At 49.2% G+C, this 17,272-nt stretch carries 11 protein-coding genes and 1 pseudogene; 6 read left to right on the top strand and 6 right to left on the bottom strand.

All coding sequences use genetic code 11. The features are described 5' to 3' along the window. Both A3GA_RS0107195 and A3GA_RS0107190 read right to left on the bottom strand, forming a co-directional pair. Positions 1-362 (bottom strand): annotated as a pseudogene (locus A3GA_RS0107195) (RNA-guided endonuclease InsQ/TnpB family protein); the annotation flags it as partial. Between the two features lie 147 nt (positions 363-509). Next, a complete protein-coding gene (locus tag A3GA_RS0107190; RefSeq protein ID WP_018026721.1) occupies positions 510-1,463 on the bottom strand; it encodes a bile acid:sodium symporter family protein in 954 nt (317 codons plus the stop codon). A gap of 163 nt (positions 1,464-1,626) precedes the next feature. Here A3GA_RS0107190 and A3GA_RS0107185 point away from each other — a divergent pair, with 163 nt between their 5' ends. Further along, complete coding sequence (locus A3GA_RS0107185) at positions 1,627-2,583, top strand: AEC family transporter (protein ID WP_018026720.1); 957 nt, start codon at positions 1,627-1,629, stop codon at positions 2,581-2,583. A gap of 157 nt (positions 2,584-2,740) precedes the next feature. Here the strand turns inward: A3GA_RS0107185 and A3GA_RS0107180 are convergent, their stop codons facing one another. The 3 genes from A3GA_RS0107180 to dsrO are packed head-to-tail and all read right to left on the bottom strand — an operon-like array spanning position 2,741 to position 7,730. Beyond that, complete coding sequence (locus A3GA_RS0107180; RefSeq protein WP_018026719.1) at positions 2,741-5,836, bottom strand: molybdopterin-dependent oxidoreductase; 3,096 nt, start codon at positions 5,834-5,836, stop codon at positions 2,741-2,743. Between the two features lie 15 nt (positions 5,837-5,851). Then, the gene (gene nrfD / locus A3GA_RS0107175; protein WP_018026718.1) at positions 5,852-6,940 is read right to left on the bottom strand and encodes an NrfD/PsrC family molybdoenzyme membrane anchor subunit; all 1,089 of its coding nucleotides are present in this window, start codon (positions 6,938-6,940) and stop codon (positions 5,852-5,854) included. Between the two features lie 16 nt (positions 6,941-6,956). Continuing rightward, a complete protein-coding gene (gene dsrO / locus A3GA_RS0107170; protein ID WP_018026717.1) occupies positions 6,957-7,730 on the bottom strand; it encodes a sulfate reduction electron transfer complex DsrMKJOP subunit DsrO in 774 nt (257 codons plus the stop codon). A gap of 260 nt (positions 7,731-7,990) precedes the next feature. Here dsrO and A3GA_RS0107165 point away from each other — a divergent pair, with 260 nt between their 5' ends. The 5 genes from A3GA_RS0107165 to putP all read left to right on the top strand — a co-directional run bounded on the left by A3GA_RS0107165 (position 7,991) and on the right by putP (position 16,562). Next, positions 7,991-9,361, top strand: a complete 1,371-nt coding sequence (locus A3GA_RS0107165; protein ID WP_018026716.1) for an FAD-binding oxidoreductase — start codon at positions 7,991-7,993, stop codon at positions 9,359-9,361. A 19-nt stretch (positions 9,362-9,380) separates the two neighbouring features. Further along, positions 9,381-9,755, top strand: coding sequence for a glutaredoxin family protein (locus A3GA_RS0107160; protein ID WP_018026715.1), 375 nt, complete (start codon positions 9,381-9,383; stop codon positions 9,753-9,755). A gap of 60 nt (positions 9,756-9,815) precedes the next feature. Beyond that, the gene (locus A3GA_RS0107155; protein WP_018026714.1) at positions 9,816-10,628 is read left to right on the top strand and encodes an aspartate dehydrogenase; all 813 of its coding nucleotides are present in this window, start codon (positions 9,816-9,818) and stop codon (positions 10,626-10,628) included. A 285-nt stretch (positions 10,629-10,913) separates the two neighbouring features. Next, on the top strand, positions 10,914-14,894 hold the full coding sequence (gene putA, locus A3GA_RS0107150) for a trifunctional transcriptional regulator/proline dehydrogenase/L-glutamate gamma-semialdehyde dehydrogenase (protein ID WP_018026713.1): 3,981 nt from the start codon (positions 10,914-10,916) through the stop codon (positions 14,892-14,894). A 147-nt stretch (positions 14,895-15,041) separates the two neighbouring features. Then, positions 15,042-16,562, top strand: a complete 1,521-nt coding sequence (gene putP / locus A3GA_RS0107145; protein ID WP_018026712.1) for a sodium/proline symporter PutP — start codon at positions 15,042-15,044, stop codon at positions 16,560-16,562. 58 nt (positions 16,563-16,620) lie between these two features. Here the strand turns inward: putP and A3GA_RS0107140 are convergent, their stop codons facing one another. Then, on the bottom strand, positions 16,621-17,253 hold the full coding sequence (locus A3GA_RS0107140) for a response regulator transcription factor (RefSeq protein WP_018026711.1): 633 nt from the start codon (positions 17,251-17,253) through the stop codon (positions 16,621-16,623). Between the last annotated feature and the right edge of the window lie 19 nt (positions 17,254-17,272).

The following is a 17,272-nucleotide window of genomic DNA, read 5'->3' as shown; positions in this document are numbered from 1 at the left end:
AATCCCATCTGACGGGAAGCCACGTGCTTAATGGCCGACTTCTTAAACGGAATCCAACCAAGCGATTTACGTTTTGCCTTTGGATGATTAGTACGCCATGCTAACTTCGCTGTACGAAATTGCTTACGACTCTTTGCATACGTTTCATTCACCGCCTGAATCGTTTGACTGTGTAAGTTTAAAAACTCACCACTGCCTTTGGTGTACTCGCTTAAATCATAAGCCGAAAAGAACTTACCCGTGCGCTGCAAATGCGTGTAACTCAAGTCATTCACGTAATTCCACACGAAATTCACCGAACGACTTAATTCGTCCAGTGCCTTAGCGTGCTTATCTCGAATTCGTAACTTGAGGGTTTTCACGAGTAAAAAATCCTAAACTAAAAAATACTTGCCTTACATCACCCACCTAAAGGAAGGGGTCTTACGGCAATTGTTGATAAACAAGATAAAAAACGATTTTTTTACCTAAAGATCACTGGGCGCACTTGGCGCCCAGTTTTGTATCAATTACTTGGTGCTCGGCGTAGTGTCTGCTGCACTGCCTTTACCAGCCCAATAGGTTGCCAATAAAGGCCCTGAAATATTGTGCCAAAAACTAAAGATAGCACTTGGCACCGCCGTTACTGGACTCGCCGCAAAATGCACCCCCGCCAAAGCAACACCCAGGCCTGAGTTTTGCATACCAACCTCAATCGAGACCGCTTTCTGATCGGCATAATTTAGGCGGCAGACTTTCGCTGCGATAAAGCCGATCAAATAACCCAAGCCATTATGCAAAACAACCACTGCAAAGATTAGCAGCCCCGATTCGATAATGCGATCTTTGGAGGCACCCACCACAAAAGCGACAATCAGCACAATACCGATGACGGACACTAAAGGCATCACCTCACCATAGGAGGCGGCCTTTTTACCCAACACAGAGCGCACAATCAAACCTAAGACGATGGGTACCAGCACAATTTGTAAAATGCTTTTAAACATAGCGACTGCGTTAATATCAAGCCATTCGCTTGCGAGCAAAAAGAATATCGCTGGCGTCAAGAGCGGGGATAGCACGGTAGACACTGCGGTCGTACTGACGGATAAAGCGGTATTACCACGTGCCAGATAAGTCATCACATTAGACGAGGTACCCCCGGGGCAACATCCCACCAGAATCACCCCAACCGCTATTTCTGCCGGTAGTTGAAATAGAATGCACAGCCCATAAGCTAATAAGGGCATGATGGTGTACTGAGCTACCGTCGCTATCAGAACAGACTTCGGCTGCTTTAGAACACCTTTAAAATCATCAACCGTCATGGTAACGCCCATACCGAACATGATCACCCCCAAAATCAAGGCAATATAGGGTCCTACGAAGCGAAATAGCGTAGGATTTATAAAGGCAATCGCAGCAAAAATTAAAACCCACAGGGCAAAGGTTTTTTGAACAAAACGACTAAAACTTATAATCATCGAACTCTCTCTTTCCAATCAAAATACCACTAGTATATCCTAGTGTTAAATTGTTACCTTCAACAAGCCGCCGCTAGTCGCTTATTGTTGCCTGATAGAATGAGCAAGTGCGCAAAATCGCTCACGTTTCAAATGATGTTTTAATTTTTTCTTTGGCGGTGTTATGACGGGATCGTTTTTAGATGCGATGCTCTTCTCGGTGGGCGTCACGCTACCTAGTATTTTATTATTGGTGTTGGGTTGGTATTTACGGCGTTCCGACCAAATTGATCAGCGCTTTTGTGATCAAGCATCAAAAATCGTGTTTAATTATTCCCTGCCCGCACTACTCTTTTTTAGTATTTATCGCAGCGATACCGACTTATTGGAAAACCTTAATTTGATCCTAGCCGGTGTGGTTACGATCATGAGCCTCTTTCTAGGTGCGGAGCTGGTGGCACGTCGCCTGGTTAAAGCGCCTCGCGATCATGGCGTGTTTGTACAGGGTGTATTTAGAGCCAATATGATGATTATTGGCTTAGCATTTGTTAGTAGTGCCTACGGCGCTAACGGTGTTGCCATTGCCGCTCTTTTTGGTGGTGTACTCACGCTATTACTTAATGTGCTTGCCGTGATTACGCTCAGCAAAGCCACTGGCAACAAAAAATTCAACCCCTTATTAATGGCTCGCCAAATCGTCACTAATCCATTAATTATCGGGATCCTATTGTCGCTCGCTTGTAAATGGCTGCATGTGCCCATCCCTTCACTCATTGCCGAAGCCGGCGGTTATGTGTCGAGTCTGGCCTTACCCCTAGCCTTAATTTGTGCGGGCGCAACGCTAGATTTTAGAAAAATCTTCAGCGCAAGCGATATTGCCATGTGGTCTAGTGTGGGTCGCTTAATTGTCGCCCCCATCGTAGCCGTGATTGTCGGCTTAGTCTTTGCTTTGAGTAGCATGGAGCTCGGTGTGATGCTACTGATGACCGCTTCTCCCGCCGCTGCCGCTAGCTATGTTATGGCCAAAGCAATGGGAGCTAATGACGTTGCCGCTGCCAATATCATTGGCATCACCACAGTCGCCGCCATGCCAACCATGGCCGTCAGCTTAACCCTATTGCGATTTTTTGGATTAATTTAGCAAAGCCATTACGCTCTCGAACACACAAAAAATAACCGACCAACTTACTAACACGAAGTTGGTCGGTCATCCTAGCAGAAGATGCGGGGGAGCCATCATGCTGCTAGCTCAAGCTTATTGTTAAGGGTCCTTGAGTAACCCTCCTTGCCGCATCCTCTTAGCCTGCGATAGGCTCCACCTTGGCAGGTAAGCCATTACGCACGACCGCACCGGACACACTATCAACCCAGATATTTTCATGGTTGCGGGTCGGATCGGTTAAGCCAATATCGTTAATATTGACCCCAGCACGAATAAAGGGTGCATCAGGCCAGGTGTGATCACCGATTTGGTGCGCACGACCGCCCAACTCAGTGTGACCGAAACCATGCTCAATGCCCACACAACCGCGCATCACGCCTGGGTACACAATAATCGTACCTTCAACCGCTCCGCCTGGAGTTGAGACCTTGGCCACTTGACCGGTGGTTAAACCAAAGCGCTTGGCATCATCCGGGTGAATAATCATCGGATTATCCGGCTTTAAAATCGTCAAGGAGGTACCGATGGTATACGGACTTAGCAACTGCGATTTAAAGCTCACCAATAATAATGGCCAATCCTCTTCGCTATAAATCTCACGCATCGGTGTACCGTTAGAGAAGTGCGGCTCACGGAACTGTGCCGTGCCCCAGTTATGCTCGCCGTTAAGGTAGTTTCTGGAGCTGCCGACATTCTCATTCCAAATCCACAGTACATTGCTAAAGCGATGCTTTTGCCACTCAGGGTTGTTTTTATCCTGCGCTTGATCGGCATTTTCAAAGCGTCCACCGCGGGTGTAGAGATAAGCAATTTTACGCCACTCTTCTGGCTTTAAACGGCTTTCTAAATCTGCGCGCATACGCTCTACGCCGGAGAAAAGCAAGTCTTCATCAGTCGCATCAGGCACTGGCTTGCCGCCGGCATACGCAATATTGGCCCCGCCACGGAAGTACCAGTCCTCAGCCGTTTCTAAGGGTACCGGATTACCATCAGCGTCCTTTAAACCCTCCTTACCAAAGCCCGGTAAGCCCATGTACTTAGCTAGCTCAATATGGAAGCTCTCCACCGCAATCGGCTGACCACTCGGTGTTTTGGCTGCGGCGGCTTCGACCACAGGCCAACGTGCTGCCATGGTTTTTGTAGGCACACCGTTCCACGGCGAGACCCAACCCCAGCTTTCATACAGCAAGCTATCCGGCACAATGTAGTCGGCATAGCAGTTTGTCTCATTAATAAATGGATCGATTGAGACAATCAACGGAATTTTCTTCGGATCGAGTAACTGCTCTTCAAACTTTTTCTTGAGACCAGCAATACCGTACACCGGGTTACACATCCAAAGGATCAAGGCATCCAATTTGTATGGATAGTCATTGGCAATGGAAGCAAACCACTCCGTACCTAAACCCGGCGCATTAGGGTACCACTGGGTTGGTGCCGGATAGAGAGGCTCACCCGCTTCCTTACGACGTTTAAACTCGCTGGTACGCTCAAACGGTACATTACGACCAATAGGAATACCGCGTGGCTGCACCTTGCCCTCAAAATCAACTAAGTTATAACGAGGACCGGCACTTGCATCACGGAAGCCGCCACCGCCCATCACAAAACCACCCTTGGTATTAAGGTTACCAATGAGCGTATTTAAGGTCACCACCGCAAAGGCATTGTAGAAGCCATTACCTGACATCATGCCACCGTGCGCCACAATACTGGCATTGGTGCCGTGTGAGGTAAACTCATCAGCCAAGCCTTCAATCACTGGTACTGGAATACCACAATAGGCTGACGCCTCCTCAATGGTCTGGCGCATAGCGGATTCTTTGAGTAGCTGTAAGGCAGTTTTTAGCTTGATATCTTTGCCGTTTAATAATAAACCCTCTGGCGCTTCTAATTGCGCTGGGCTCATTAGATTAATCGCCGACTCAAATTCATTATGCTCATTGAGCACAATATATGGGTCATCATCACCGTAGCGCTTTTCTTCCTCAATCTCTACGCCAATATCGGAACCGCGTAAATACTTACCGTAACGCGGATGGCTCGGCTCCTGAATCACTAACCAAGCGGCGCTACAGTACGATGGAAAACCACGCGACTCAGCATATTCAGGGTTAGCACAAGATAAATAGTCCTTGTTATGACGGTCATTTTCAAAAATCCAACGCATCATCGCCATCAATAAGGCACTATCCGTACCTGGGATAATTGGCACCCAGTTAGAACGGTCACCGGCGGCGCGGTTATCGGCATTACTCAGCACGGGGTCAATGATGACGTAATCCATTTTACCGTCCGTACGTGCTTTGGCAATTAACTCACCCGTGCGACGGAATGGGTTACCGGTTGCACCCGGCGCGGTACCAATAAAGATAACAAACTCCGCATTTTCCATATCCGGCTTAGCGTGCGGCATGGCTCGGTGATCCCCGAACACTGCACCCGAACCCGAACGCCAAGAGCCACCACACCAAGCACCGTGACGCACAAAGTTTTGCGTACCGAATGACTGGTTCCAGAAGCGACGTATTAAGGCCTCACGACCATCGTTGACCGAGGTGATAACCCCCACTTTATTCGCAATGGGACCAAATTCTGGGGCCTCTGCTTTGATCGGCGTTTTTAAATCGCGTAATTCTTTAAAGCCTTTGACATGACCTTCACCAAACAAATCACCGCCATCGGCCACTTCACGAATTAATTGCTCAAAGGAGATGGGCTCCCATTTACCTGAGTTACGTGGACCCACACGCTTGAGGGGTTGCAATACACGGAATGGCGAGCTATGGTGCTCTTTTACCGCATTACCACGACCGCAAAGCGTGGCACGATTTCGTTGCCCTAACTCCTGATGCTGTGAGGTAGCGATAAAGCTGTCTTTAACCGAGGTTTCATAGGGTAAGTGATTAGCCGCTGCCAATGGATGGAAAGGGTTACCGCCCACTCGTAACACACGACCTGTTTCCTTATCAATGCGCACACGCACACCACAGATGGTGGTACAGCCTAAGCAAGTGGTGTAACTAACCTGCTGCTTCGGATTCAGTGTGATCTCACCAGTCTCTTTATTCACACGATACTCCGGCTCGTGCGAATAACCGTTTAACTTATCCTCTTTGGGATCTTTTTTTGCCAGCATCCCATGAGCCATACGACTAAGAGTTTGTGAAAAACCCAGCGCACCGGCCGCCAGACCACCGGCTGCAATCATTTCTCTACGCTTTAATTTCATGATAGTACTCCTAGATTAATTCTCTTCTAATTCCAACTGTCTTAAAGGCACGAGGGAAGTTAAGACGATATACACAAAGACACATAAACCTAAGGTGCCAACAATCCCTAATAAACCATCTGGACCCCACGGTAGGGTGTAGCTATAAGAACCAGCACCGGTTTTAGGAATTTCCTGACCACCCATAAACACGGTCCAGCGGAACATCCATACCGTAATCACCGTCAATAAGCCTAATAACAAGCCATTACCAGGGAAGCGCCAAGCCATTAATAAGGTGGCAAACACAATCAGCACGCCAACGATGGTAAATAGCTCCCAATGATTAATAAAGGTAATTAAGCTCATGGCCTGAGCAATTTTCGGGCTTAGACCGCTAAAGCCTAAGAGCAACCAAATACCGCCTACCACCACCATCGCTAATTGGGCCCAGAAAATCACCTTTACCAAAGGATTCATCACCGCTTTATCGCCGCGATTGGCAGTAAAAAAATTTAGGATTAAGGCAGCACCCGCAGCACCCGCCATGGCGGTTAAGACAAACTGCACCGGTACCGCAAAGTTATTCCACATCGGGCGTGATTTAATCACTGCGACCTCCATCCCGGTATACACCATCACTAACATGGCGCCAATAAAAGCAAATAAGGCAGCTACCTTAAGCCACGTCGTCTTAGGCTGCTTTTTAAGCGTCACCCAAGCAGCCAATTTAGCGTAACGGTGATTTGCTGCAGCGGATTCTTTGAGTAGGGGCTGCAAGGCTAAAAAGCCGTAAATTACCATCCACGCCACATAGAACACCAAGAAAATCGAACCCCACGACATCCATGACGTTTTTTGGAAATGCAAATAGAAGTTCATAAAGCGTCCCGGCTGGTGTAAGTCAGCCAATAGCGCAACGGGTGCAATTAAGCCACAGGTGAGCATAACAATCAGGGCATAGTTAGACGCCACCTTCCACTGAGGCTTTTTAAATACAACCCCCGGTAGGGATAGTAAGAATGAGCAATAGCAAATACCAATTAAAAAGAAGTACTGCACTGCCCACGGTAACCAACCCACTTTGTGGGTGATGTTTAAGGTTTCAATAATTTGTGCTTCCATGATTCTCTCCTACGCCCTAAGCCTTAGCCGCTTCACCACGATTACGTGGCTTCCATAGGGTGCTATCACCCTCGATTTTGTCGGTAAAGCGATCGTCTAAGCCAATGTAGTAAACGCGCGGCTCGGTTGCCATTTCAGGCTTAAGCACTTTCAGTTCGGACTTATGCTCTTCCATACGTTGGCGAATTTCACTCTCAGGATCGTTTAAATCACCAAAGATACGGGCGCCGCCCACACAGGTTTCAACGCAACCAGGTAACAAGCCCGCTTCAACACGGTGCAAACAGAAGGTGCATTTATCGGCTTTATGCGTTACGGGATTAATAAAGCGCGCATCGTATGGACAGGCTTGTACACAGTAGGCACAGGCCACACAGCGGTCGCTGTCGACCACCACAATACCGTCTTTACGCTTATAGGTTGCACCGACCGGACAAACTGGCACGCAAGGTGGCTTATCGCAATGATTACAGAGTCGCGGCAAAACGTAGGAGCCGGCCTGTTGTTCTGTCGGATCATCCGACATTTTGACGCTGTAGGAGGAAACAATGGTTCTGAAGTTACCCTCAGGCACGGCATTTTCCTGAATACAGGTCATGGTACAGGCTTGGCAACCGATGCAACGACGCACATCGATTAACATGGCCCAGTATTTGCTCGCATCATCGGGGGTGGAGGCGGTTGCCACCTTAGGCATTGCCACGGCACCCGCCGTCACCACGGGTATCCCCTTTAAAAAGCTACGACGCGACTTTTCGACTTGGTGTTTACAGTTGACGTGAGTATTCATTTTTAACTCCTTTTGTTTATATGCTTATTCTAGGAGTCGGCTATTTTTTTGCCTATCGGAAGTTCTTACCCTCACTAGATGAAATCATCTAGTTTTGGGGCTTTTTAAGAAAAATTAGCGCTAACACTTGATGTAGATCAATTGACGTACAATAGTAAAAAAGCTTTGTTATGCTGCTCTTGTTGAAGCGGCATAGCGTTTAATTTATAAGCTAGAGCGAGTAAAATACCCGCATCGCTATTTTTTTAAGGAGCGCATCCATGACAGCACAGGAACAATTCCTACAAGCAACCGCAGCCCTACAACCGATTAAGGATGAAAGTTTATACACCCAATTTTTAACGGATTTTACCGATATCAAGCCGGGCAAGCCCTTGGCTGTATTTCGCCCTAAAAGCACTGAGCAGGTGGCCGCCATTATGCGCGCCTGCACCGAGTATGGCATTAAGGCAGTGGTGCAAGGTGGCCTCACCGGTCTAGCCGGCGGCGCCACGGTGCAAGATGATGAAGTCATCATCAATATGGGACAAATGAATCAAGTAGTGGAGTTCGACGAGGTTGGCGGCACCCTCTGCGTTGAGGCCGGTATGGTGTTAGAGGAGCTATGCCAATTGGTTGAGGCCAAAGACTGGTACTTCCCACTGGATCTGGGTGCACGTGGCAGCTGCCGTATCGGTGGCAATGTTAGCACCAATGCGGGTGGTAATCGCGTGCTACGCTACGGCACCACACGTGACTTAGTGATGGGGATTGAGGTCGTGCTACCTGATGGTACCGTACTCAATATGTTGCGACGCCTGATCAAAAATAACACAGGCTTAGACTTAAAGCACCTCTTTATCGGCACAGAGGGTCGCTACGGTATTATCACCAAGGTCATGTTACGACTCTTTCCAAAACCGCAACGACGCTACTCCGCCCTCCTAGCCACTGACAGTTTTACGCAAGTCACGGACTTATTAAAGGCCGCCCGTGCTCAACTGCCTGAGCTTTCTAGCTTTGAGCTTATGTGGAAAAACTACATCTCGGTCGCGGCCGAGGTCACACAATCTGAGATACCTTTTGAGGGCGCTTATGCGCATTACATCTTAATTGAAATTGAAGGCGCTGATGACGAGCAATTAGAAGAAAAATTCCAGCGCTTTTTAGAGCACGCGATTGAAGCAGGCCTAGCTGATGACGCCATTATTCCGCAAAATATGACCCAGGCTAAAGCGCTATGGGTATTACGTGATGCGGCTGCGGAGGCCATGCGTGCGCGTGCCCCCTACGTAGCCTTTGATATTGGCATCCCATTGCGAGATATGCCTAAGTTTATCGAGGAGGCGGAGGCTGCTATTGCTGCTGCCTACCCACAGATAGAGTGTCAGTTATTCGGCCACTTGGGCGACGGTAACTTACACCTTACCACGGGTAAAATGCGTGAGGAGGACTATATTCCGGTTGAGCAATTAGTCTATGAAATCGTTGAAAAATATCATGGCAGTGTCACTGCGGAACATGGTATTGGGGTGATTAAAAAGCCATTTTTGCACCATAGCCGTAGCGGTGAAGAGCTACTGTTAATGTCGCTCATCCGTAAACTACTTAACCCGCACAACACCCTGAATCCAGGGCGTGTGATTGATTAATGCATTCAGGAGAAAGCGCATGTTAGCCAAAGCACTTAGAAACGGCTTAGGGTGTATCCTTGCCAGCGTCGACCAACTGACGCGACCTACACCACGACAACGCAGCGCAGAAGCGCAGGTAGAGGTTAATGCACGCACCGCCAAGATGAGCTTATACCAGTTTCACGGCTGCCCTTTTTGCATTAAGGTACGCCGTGAAATGCATAAGTTGAATTTAGCGATACAAACGCATGATGTGAATAAGGATCCGCAAGCCGAGCAAGCATTAATTAGTGGTGGCGGTAAACGCACCGTGCCTTGCTTACGCATTGAGCATGAGGATGGCACGGTACAGTGGATGTACGAGTCGCAAGATATTATTAACTATTTACAGGATCAGTTCGGCTCACTTTAAGTCCTGCTATTGAGCGGGAGAGACGGTCGTAGTCGCATTGCTAGAGGATTTAATTAAGTCATGATGAAACGTATTGCTGTGATTGGCTACGGCGCCATTGCCAAGGATGTCTTAAAGGCATTGCAGGCATTGATAGACACGCATCACATTGCCATCTTAGTACATACGCGCTCAGCACTCAGTGATGCCGACTTAGCAAGCCTACCCACGACAGCCGAGGTTACGCAGGAGCCGGCACGGCTTTGGTCATTTAAGCCAGACTTAGTGATTGAAGCAGCGGGACAGGCAGCGGTGGCCCAATATGTGCCTGCCTGTTTAAGTGCCGGCGCCGATGTGTTAATCAGCTCCATTGGCGCCTTGGCCGATACGGATTTGTACGCCGAGCTACTTAAAGTGGCGCAGCAGTTTCAGCGCCGTATTCTCCTGCCGGCTGGCGCCATTGCCGGTTTAGACTATCTCCAATCCATTCAAGGAGCAACAGCGCTACAGGTTATTTACGAATCACATAAACCGGTGGCTGCGTGGTTGCCAGAGCTTGTAGCATTAGGCATTGCACCGGCATCGGTGCAGGAGCCTTTAACGCTGTTTGAGGGTTCGGCCGCTGAAGCCGCTAAACGCTACCCACAAAATCTTAATGTTGCCGCCACCCTCGCCTTGGCCGGGATTGGCATGGAGCAAACACAGGTGCGGGTAGTGGTCGATCCTCACATTCAAGAAAATCAACACCATATTTTGATCCGCAGTGAATATGGCGAAATGCGTCTGCAACTCAGCAATACCCCTGCACCGAGTAATCCTAAATCCTCCTGGGTGGTTGCGCAAAGCATTGCTGCCGTGGTGAAAAAAGAGTTTGCGCAGTTAAGAATTGCTTAAACCACGACTTGCGAGGCTTTGACTGCTAGTACCAACGGCCTAGCGTGCGTTGAGAGCCTAAGGCGGTTGCTCAGGTGCTATTTTAGAGGCTCGCCCAACACCCTGGTTGCACCCCTACCCCCCCCTAATAAACACCAGCTATCCTATTATTTTTACGCTTATTTTTATCCTATCAAGGGTTATTCCTGATTGTTCAAATATAGCAAAAAGCTATATAAAACAACCGCAAAGTATAAAAGGTTGCACCTTTTTTGCGCCGTCTGCAACCCACCTTAGGAGAATGTGATGAGCGCCACCACCTTGGGCGTCAAGGTTGACCCCGTTTTAAAAGAGCGTATCCGTGAGGCCGCCGAACGCATCGGTCGTACCCAGCATTGGTTTATTAAGCAATCCATTTATTCCATGTTGGAGGAAATTGAGGCCGGACGTCTACCCGCCTCCCTGCAACATGCCTTAGCCTCAGAGGCTGTCAGCCTAGCGGATTTAGAAGAGGCCGGTCTTAGCCCGAGCAATGAGGAGCAGCGTCAGCCCTTTTTACATTTTGCACAAAACATCGCCGCCCAATCGGTTTTGCGTGCCGCCATTACTGCCGCCTATCGCCGCAGCGAGCCAGAATGTCTACCGATGTTATTGGCCTTGGCCGATCCCGGCGAACAAAAAAATGCCATTTTACAAACTGCCCGCAAACTGGTTGATGCCCTACGCAATAAGCGCATCGGCAGTGGCGTCGATGGTTTAATTCATGAGTACTCTCTGTCTAGTCAAGAAGGCGTCGCCTTAATGTGCTTAGCGGAAGCGTTGTTGCGCATCCCAGATAAAGAAAGCCGCGATGCCTTGATTCGCGACAAAATCAGCCGCGGTGACTGGCAATCGCACCTCAGCTCCGGTTCTTTATTTGTAAATGCCGCAACCTGGGGGCTAATGATCACTGGCAAACTCGTTTCCACCAACAGTGAAAAGCGGATGTCATCTGCCCTCAGCCGTCTCATCGCCAAAGGCGGTGAACCTTTAATTCGCCAAGGAGTAGATCGTGCGATGCGACTGATGGGTGAGCATTTTGTCTGCGGTCAAACCATCGCCAACGCCCTCGCTAACAGTCGCAAATGGGTTAATAAAGGCTTTAACTACTCCTACGATATGCTGGGCGAAGCGGCGATGACAGATGCCGATGCCTTAAACTACTACGCCGCCTATGAGCAAGCGATTCACGCCATCGGTAAAAGTGCCGCTGGCTTGGGTATTTATCAGGGACCGGGCATTTCCATTAAACTCTCCGCTCTGCACCCGCGCTACTCGCGTTCACGCTACGATACCGTGATGACAGAGCTGTATCCACGCTTACGCGACTTAACCCTGTTAGCGCATCGCTACGATATCGGCATTAATATTGATGCCGAAGAAGCCGATCGCTTAGAGCTCTCGCTTGACCTCTTAGAGCGTCTCTGCCATGAGCCAGCACTTAGTGGCTGGAATGGCATTGGCTTTGTGATTCAAGCCTATCAAAAACGCGCGCCGTTTGTAATTGATTACGTTATTGATCTGGCACGCCGCACTAAGCGCAGACTGATGATCCGCTTGGTCAAAGGCGCTTACTGGGATAGCGAAATCAAGCGAGCGCAAGTTGACGGTTTGGAGGGTTACCCAGTCTATACGCGCAAAGTGCATACCGATGTGTGCTATCTCGCCTGCGCACGTAAGCTATTGGCTGCCCCAGAATTTATTTTCCCGCAATTTGCCACGCATAATGCACAAACCGTGGCCTCCATCTACCATATGGCGGGCAATAACTACTATCAGGGGCAGTTTGAGTTCCAATGTTTACATGGCATGGGTGAGCCGCTATACGAGGAGGTCGTGGGCGCAAGCAGTGCCGGTAAGCTCAATCGTCCTTGCCGTATCTACGCCCCCGTTGGTTCTCACGAAACACTACTGGCTTATTTGGTACGTCGTTTATTGGAAAATGGCGCTAACTCGTCCTTTGTTAACCAAATTGCCAATAAAGAGATCGCTATTGACGGCTTAATTGCCAACCCGGTTGATGTCGCTCGTGCCATTGAACCGCTGGGCTCAGCCCATCCAATGATTCCAGAGCCGCGCAAGCTCTATCAAAGCCAAGGTGAGGATCGATTAAATTCCCTCGGCTTAGATCTATCCAATGAGCATCGCTTAGCCTCACTATCGGCGGGTTTATTAGCGAGCGCCCTAAAACATCGCTTAGCCCTACCAGCAAGCTTTAAGCATGGTGAAGACAGTGAAACATGGCCAGCGGCGGCGCAAACGCGCTTAATCGATATTATTAATCCGGCCGATCAGCGCGATATCATAGGTCAAGCCGTATTTAGTAATGAGGAGGAAATCGCTGCTGCCTTAGCACGTGCCGAGCAGGAACAAGCGATTTGGGCAGTCACACCAGCCCAGGAACGTGCCGACTATCTACTTAAAGCAGCCGATTTACTAGAACATAAAAGTTCGGATTTTATTGCGCTAGCGGTACGTGAAGCGGGCAAAAGCTACCCCAATGCCATTGCCGAACTACGTGAAGCGGTGGATTTTCTACGTTACTATGCACGCCAAGTGGCAGAAAACTTTGAAATCGACACCCACCCACCCTTAGGCCCAGTGCTATGCATTAGCCCGTGGAATTTCCCCCTAGCCATTTTCTTAGGGCAAATCAGTGCGGCCTTGGCAGCCGGTAATGTGGTGCTTGCCAAGCCAGCAGAACAAACACCCTTAATTGCTTATTATGCGGTGCAGTTACTACATCAAGCAGGTGTGCCGGAAGCAGCGCTACAACTACTACCTGGTGAGGGTGATGTGGGGGCTGCGCTGGTGGCAGATGCACGTATCCAAGGGGTGCTCTTTACGGGCTCCACGGCGGTTGCCAAAGCCATTGCCGACACCCTATCACAGCGTTTAAATGCAGCGGGTCAGCCGATTCCTTTGATTGCCGAAACCGGCGGCCTTAACGCCATGATTGTGGATTCCTCTGCCTTGGCCGAACAAGTAACGGCCGACGTGATTAATTCGGCCTTTGACTCGGCAGGTCAACGCTGCTCCGCCTTACGCTTATTATGTGTGCAGGAGGATGTGGCAGAAGCCATTATCACCATGATCAAAGGGGCCATGAAGGAATTATGCTTAGGCAACCCTGACCGCTTACGCACTGATGTGGGGCCAGTCATTGATGCGGAAGCACAAAAGAACATCGCCGATTATATTGAGTCAATGCGAAGCAAAGGCTTTAAGGTTGAACAGTTGCCTCGCCCTGCGCACACAAATCACGGCACCTTTATTCCGCCCACCATCATTGAAATCAATCAGGCAGGCGATTTGGAGCGCGAAGTCTTCGGTCCCGTGCTGCATATTGTGCGCTACCGTCGCGAGCAGTTAAATGACTTAATGACGCAGATTAATGCCAGCGGCTACGGTCTGACCTTTGGCGTGCATTCACGTATTGATGAAAGCATTGATAAACTAACTGCACAAATCAAAGCAGGTAATGTCTATGTGAACCGCAATATTGTCGGTGCGGTGGTGGGCGTACAGCCCTTTGGTGGTCAAGGGCTGTCTGGTACAGGCCCGAAAGCAGGTGGACCGCTCTACCTACATCGTTTAGTACAACAAAGCCCAGCCTTAACCCCGGATCCTGATGCATTCAACGAGGAAACCAGGGATGCGGCGGCATTCAATGCGATTCAACATTATCGCGAGTGGATTAAGACGCACGCTGAGGCCGAGGAAGCCGCCCTAGTGGAAAAAACTTTAAATCAGCAGACCCTGGGCTATAGTCAAACGCTACCCGGCCCTACTGGTGAGCGTAATATTTACCGCTTATTACCACGCGGTCGTGTGCTATGTATGCCAAGCACGGCATTAGGTTTTAAAGTGCAATTGGCTGCGTGCCTAGCGGGGGGTAATCAGGCCGTCTTTGTGACGGAGGCAGCCTTAGATAGTCAGAATTTACGAGCACAATTACCGCCGGAAGTTCAAGCCTATGTTGAGCTACAGCCCGCCTTAGAGCCATTACTCAAGGATCAGGCGAAGCCACTGGATGCGGCCTTATTTGAAGGTGATAGTGACCGCTTAAAGCCTTTAGCACAGGCCTTAGCCAATTATGAGGCAGCCATTATTCAACCGCAAGCACTGAGTAGCGAAGCCCTGAAAGCGGGGCAACTGTACCGTGCCGAAAGGCTCTGCGTTGAGCGCTCTCTAAGCATTAACACGGCCGCAGCAGGAGGTAACGCCACCCTAATGACCATGATTTAATCTGAGAGCAGGCAGTGAGGGCTTGAAACATGTTGTGCGCAATTGCTGAAAGCACGGATTTCAAGCCCGATAAGGCTTGATTATTTTAAATAAATACTTTTAAATAAACACACTTTCACTTTTTTCCAATATGCAAAGGAGATTGATATGCATGGTGCAGTGAGCTCATCGATTATTATCGTCTTCTCGATTTATATTATCGGGATGGTACTAATCGGTTATTTAGGCTACCGTTCGACTAAGGACTTATCCGACTATATCTTAGGCGGCCGCAGTCTAGGTCCTTTTGTGGTGGCATTAGCAGCCGGCGCTTCCGATATGAGTGGTTGGCTGTTGATGGGTTTACCAGGTGAGGTATTTACAGCCGGTATTTCCGCTTCGTGGATTGCCATCGGCTTAACCATCGGTGCTTATATTAACTGGTTACTCGTTGCTGGTCGTTTGCGTGCCTACACCGAAACAGCGGGCAATGCCCTCACCCTATCGGACTATTTTGCTAATCGCTTTGAGGACCGTAGCAACTTGCTACGCATTGTATCGTCCATTGTGATTTTGCTATTCTTTACGCTCTATTGTGCCTCCGGTGTGGTCGCTTCGGCACGCCTCTTTGAGAGTATGTTCGGCTGGGATTACAACACCGCCATGCTCTTAGGTGCGTTATTTACCATTGCCTACGTTTTTATCGGCGGTTTCTTAGCCGTCAGCTGGACCGATGCAGTGCAAGCCTCCATGATGTTTACCGCCTTAGTGCTAACGCCAATCATCGTGCTGAATCAAGTGGGTGGTGTTGAAGCGGCTTCAAGCATCAGCTTGGACTTTAACCCCAATAGCTTAAGCATGTTCTCAGGGGTTAGCGCCATCGGCATCATCTCCTCTTTAGCATGGGGTTTAGGCTACTTCGGTCAACCGCATATCTTAGCGCGCTTTATGGCCGCTGAATCCATTAAAAGCATTCCGGCAGCGCGTCGCATCAGTATCACATGGATGATTTTGTGCTTAGCGGGTGCCGTCGCCGTGGGCTTTTTCGGTATTGCTTACTTCTCGCCAGTCGAGACCATCACGGATGAGGCTACCTTGGCCGCTGCTAACCGTGTCTTAGAGAATCCTGAGCGTGTCTTTATTGAGTTCTCCGTACTGCTGTTCCACCCTTTAATTGCGGGTCTACTACTAGCAGCGATTTTAGCAGCGGTGATGAGTACCTTATCAGCGCAATTATTAGTATGCTCTAGCTCGCTGACCCAAGACATTTATAAGCCCTTTATTCGTCCGGGCGCTAGCCAAAAAGAATTGGTCTGGTTCGGTCGCTTTATGGTGTTAGCAGTGGCCTTAGTTGCTATCTACCTCGCCAGAGATCCAAACAGCAAGGTGCTAGGCATGGTGAGCTATGCGTGGGCTGGTTTCGGCGCCGCTTTCGGTCCGATTGTGATCCTCTCCGTCTTCTGGTCACGTCTAACGGCTAAGGGCGCCTTAATCGGTATGATTGTCGGTGCCGCCACCGTGTTGCTATGGAAAAACTATGTTGACAGTCAACTCTATGAAATCGTACCGGGCTTTATCTTGTGCGGTTTAGCTGCGATCGTCGTGAGCTTAATCGACAAAAAACCATCGGCCACGATGCTACAAACCTTTGATAAGGTCAATCAAATCATGATCGACTCACGTCGCTAGGTCGATTGCTGACGATTGCTTAAAGCGCCTCGCTTACCCCATGGGTGAGCGAGGTTTTTTAATCTAAGCTGTGGGGATCGGCCTTTAGCATCAAATGAGCTAGTTCTGCGGCACTGCTGATCTCCGCCTTTTCCATCACATTTTGACGATGAATATGCACCGTTTTTTCGCTAATATCTAATTGCTGTGCAATTAAGCGATTGGATTGACCACGGGCAAGTAAATTGGCCACCTGCTTTTCGCGCGGCGATAAGCGCGCCAAAATCTCTTCGGCCTCCTGCTGACGTTGTAGATTTTCCCTCGTTTGCTGAGCAAAACGCACCGCTGCCGCCACCTCATCTAACAGCACTTGGTCTTTAAAGGGCTTACTTAAAAAACCATATGCACCTAACTTCATGGCTTGCACGGCCATTTCAATATCACCATGACCCGTCAGAAAAATGATCGGCGTAATCCAACCCAGCTCATTTAACTTAAGCTGTAATTCCATACCGCTCATCAAGGGCATACGAATATCCAATAAGATACAACCCGCCTCCGCGACCGGTTCGGGATAGACCTCTAAAAACTCAGCCGCCGAGGCAAATGCTTCGACGCGCCAGTCCAAATCCTCTAATAAAAAAACCAAGGAACGACGAAAGGCATCGTCATCATCAATGACAAAAACTAGATTCGTATCTATGGCGTCCATGGCGGTCCTAATAATGCGT

It is taken from the genome of Oligella urethralis DSM 7531, from assembly GCF_000372065.1.
Taxonomy (GTDB): domain Bacteria; phylum Pseudomonadota; class Gammaproteobacteria; order Burkholderiales; family Burkholderiaceae_B; genus Oligella; species Oligella urethralis.
Note: the sequence above shows the minus strand (reverse complement) of the source record. Positions and strands in the feature narration are given on the sequence as shown.

Bases quoted from the DNA above. Each gene is read 5' to 3' on its own strand.
- nrfD (WP_018026718.1), bottom strand. From the start codon at position 6,940: ATGGAAGCACAAATTATTGAAACCTTAAACATCACCCACAAAGTGGGT.
- putP (WP_018026712.1), top strand. From the start codon at position 15,042: ATGCATGGTGCAGTGAGCTCATCGATTATTATCGTCTTCTCGATTTAT.
- dsrO (WP_018026717.1), bottom strand. From the start codon at position 7,730: ATGAATACTCACGTCAACTGTAAACACCAAGTCGAAAAGTCGCGTCGT.
- A3GA_RS0107165 (WP_018026716.1), top strand. From the start codon at position 7,991: ATGACAGCACAGGAACAATTCCTACAAGCAACCGCAGCCCTACAACCG.
- A3GA_RS0107190 (WP_018026721.1), bottom strand. From the start codon at position 1,463: ATGATTATAAGTTTTAGTCGTTTTGTTCAAAAAACCTTTGCCCTGTGG.
- A3GA_RS0107180 (WP_018026719.1), bottom strand. From the start codon at position 5,836: ATGAAATTAAAGCGTAGAGAAATGATTGCAGCCGGTGGTCTGGCGGCC.
- putA (WP_018026713.1), top strand. From the start codon at position 10,914: ATGAGCGCCACCACCTTGGGCGTCAAGGTTGACCCCGTTTTAAAAGAG.
- A3GA_RS0107140 (WP_018026711.1), bottom strand. From the start codon at position 17,253: ATGGACGCCATAGATACGAATCTAGTTTTTGTCATTGATGATGACGAT.
- A3GA_RS0107155 (WP_018026714.1), top strand. From the start codon at position 9,816: ATGATGAAACGTATTGCTGTGATTGGCTACGGCGCCATTGCCAAGGAT.
- A3GA_RS0107185 (WP_018026720.1), top strand. From the start codon at position 1,627: ATGACGGGATCGTTTTTAGATGCGATGCTCTTCTCGGTGGGCGTCACG.
- A3GA_RS0107160 (WP_018026715.1), top strand. From the start codon at position 9,381: ATGTTAGCCAAAGCACTTAGAAACGGCTTAGGGTGTATCCTTGCCAGC.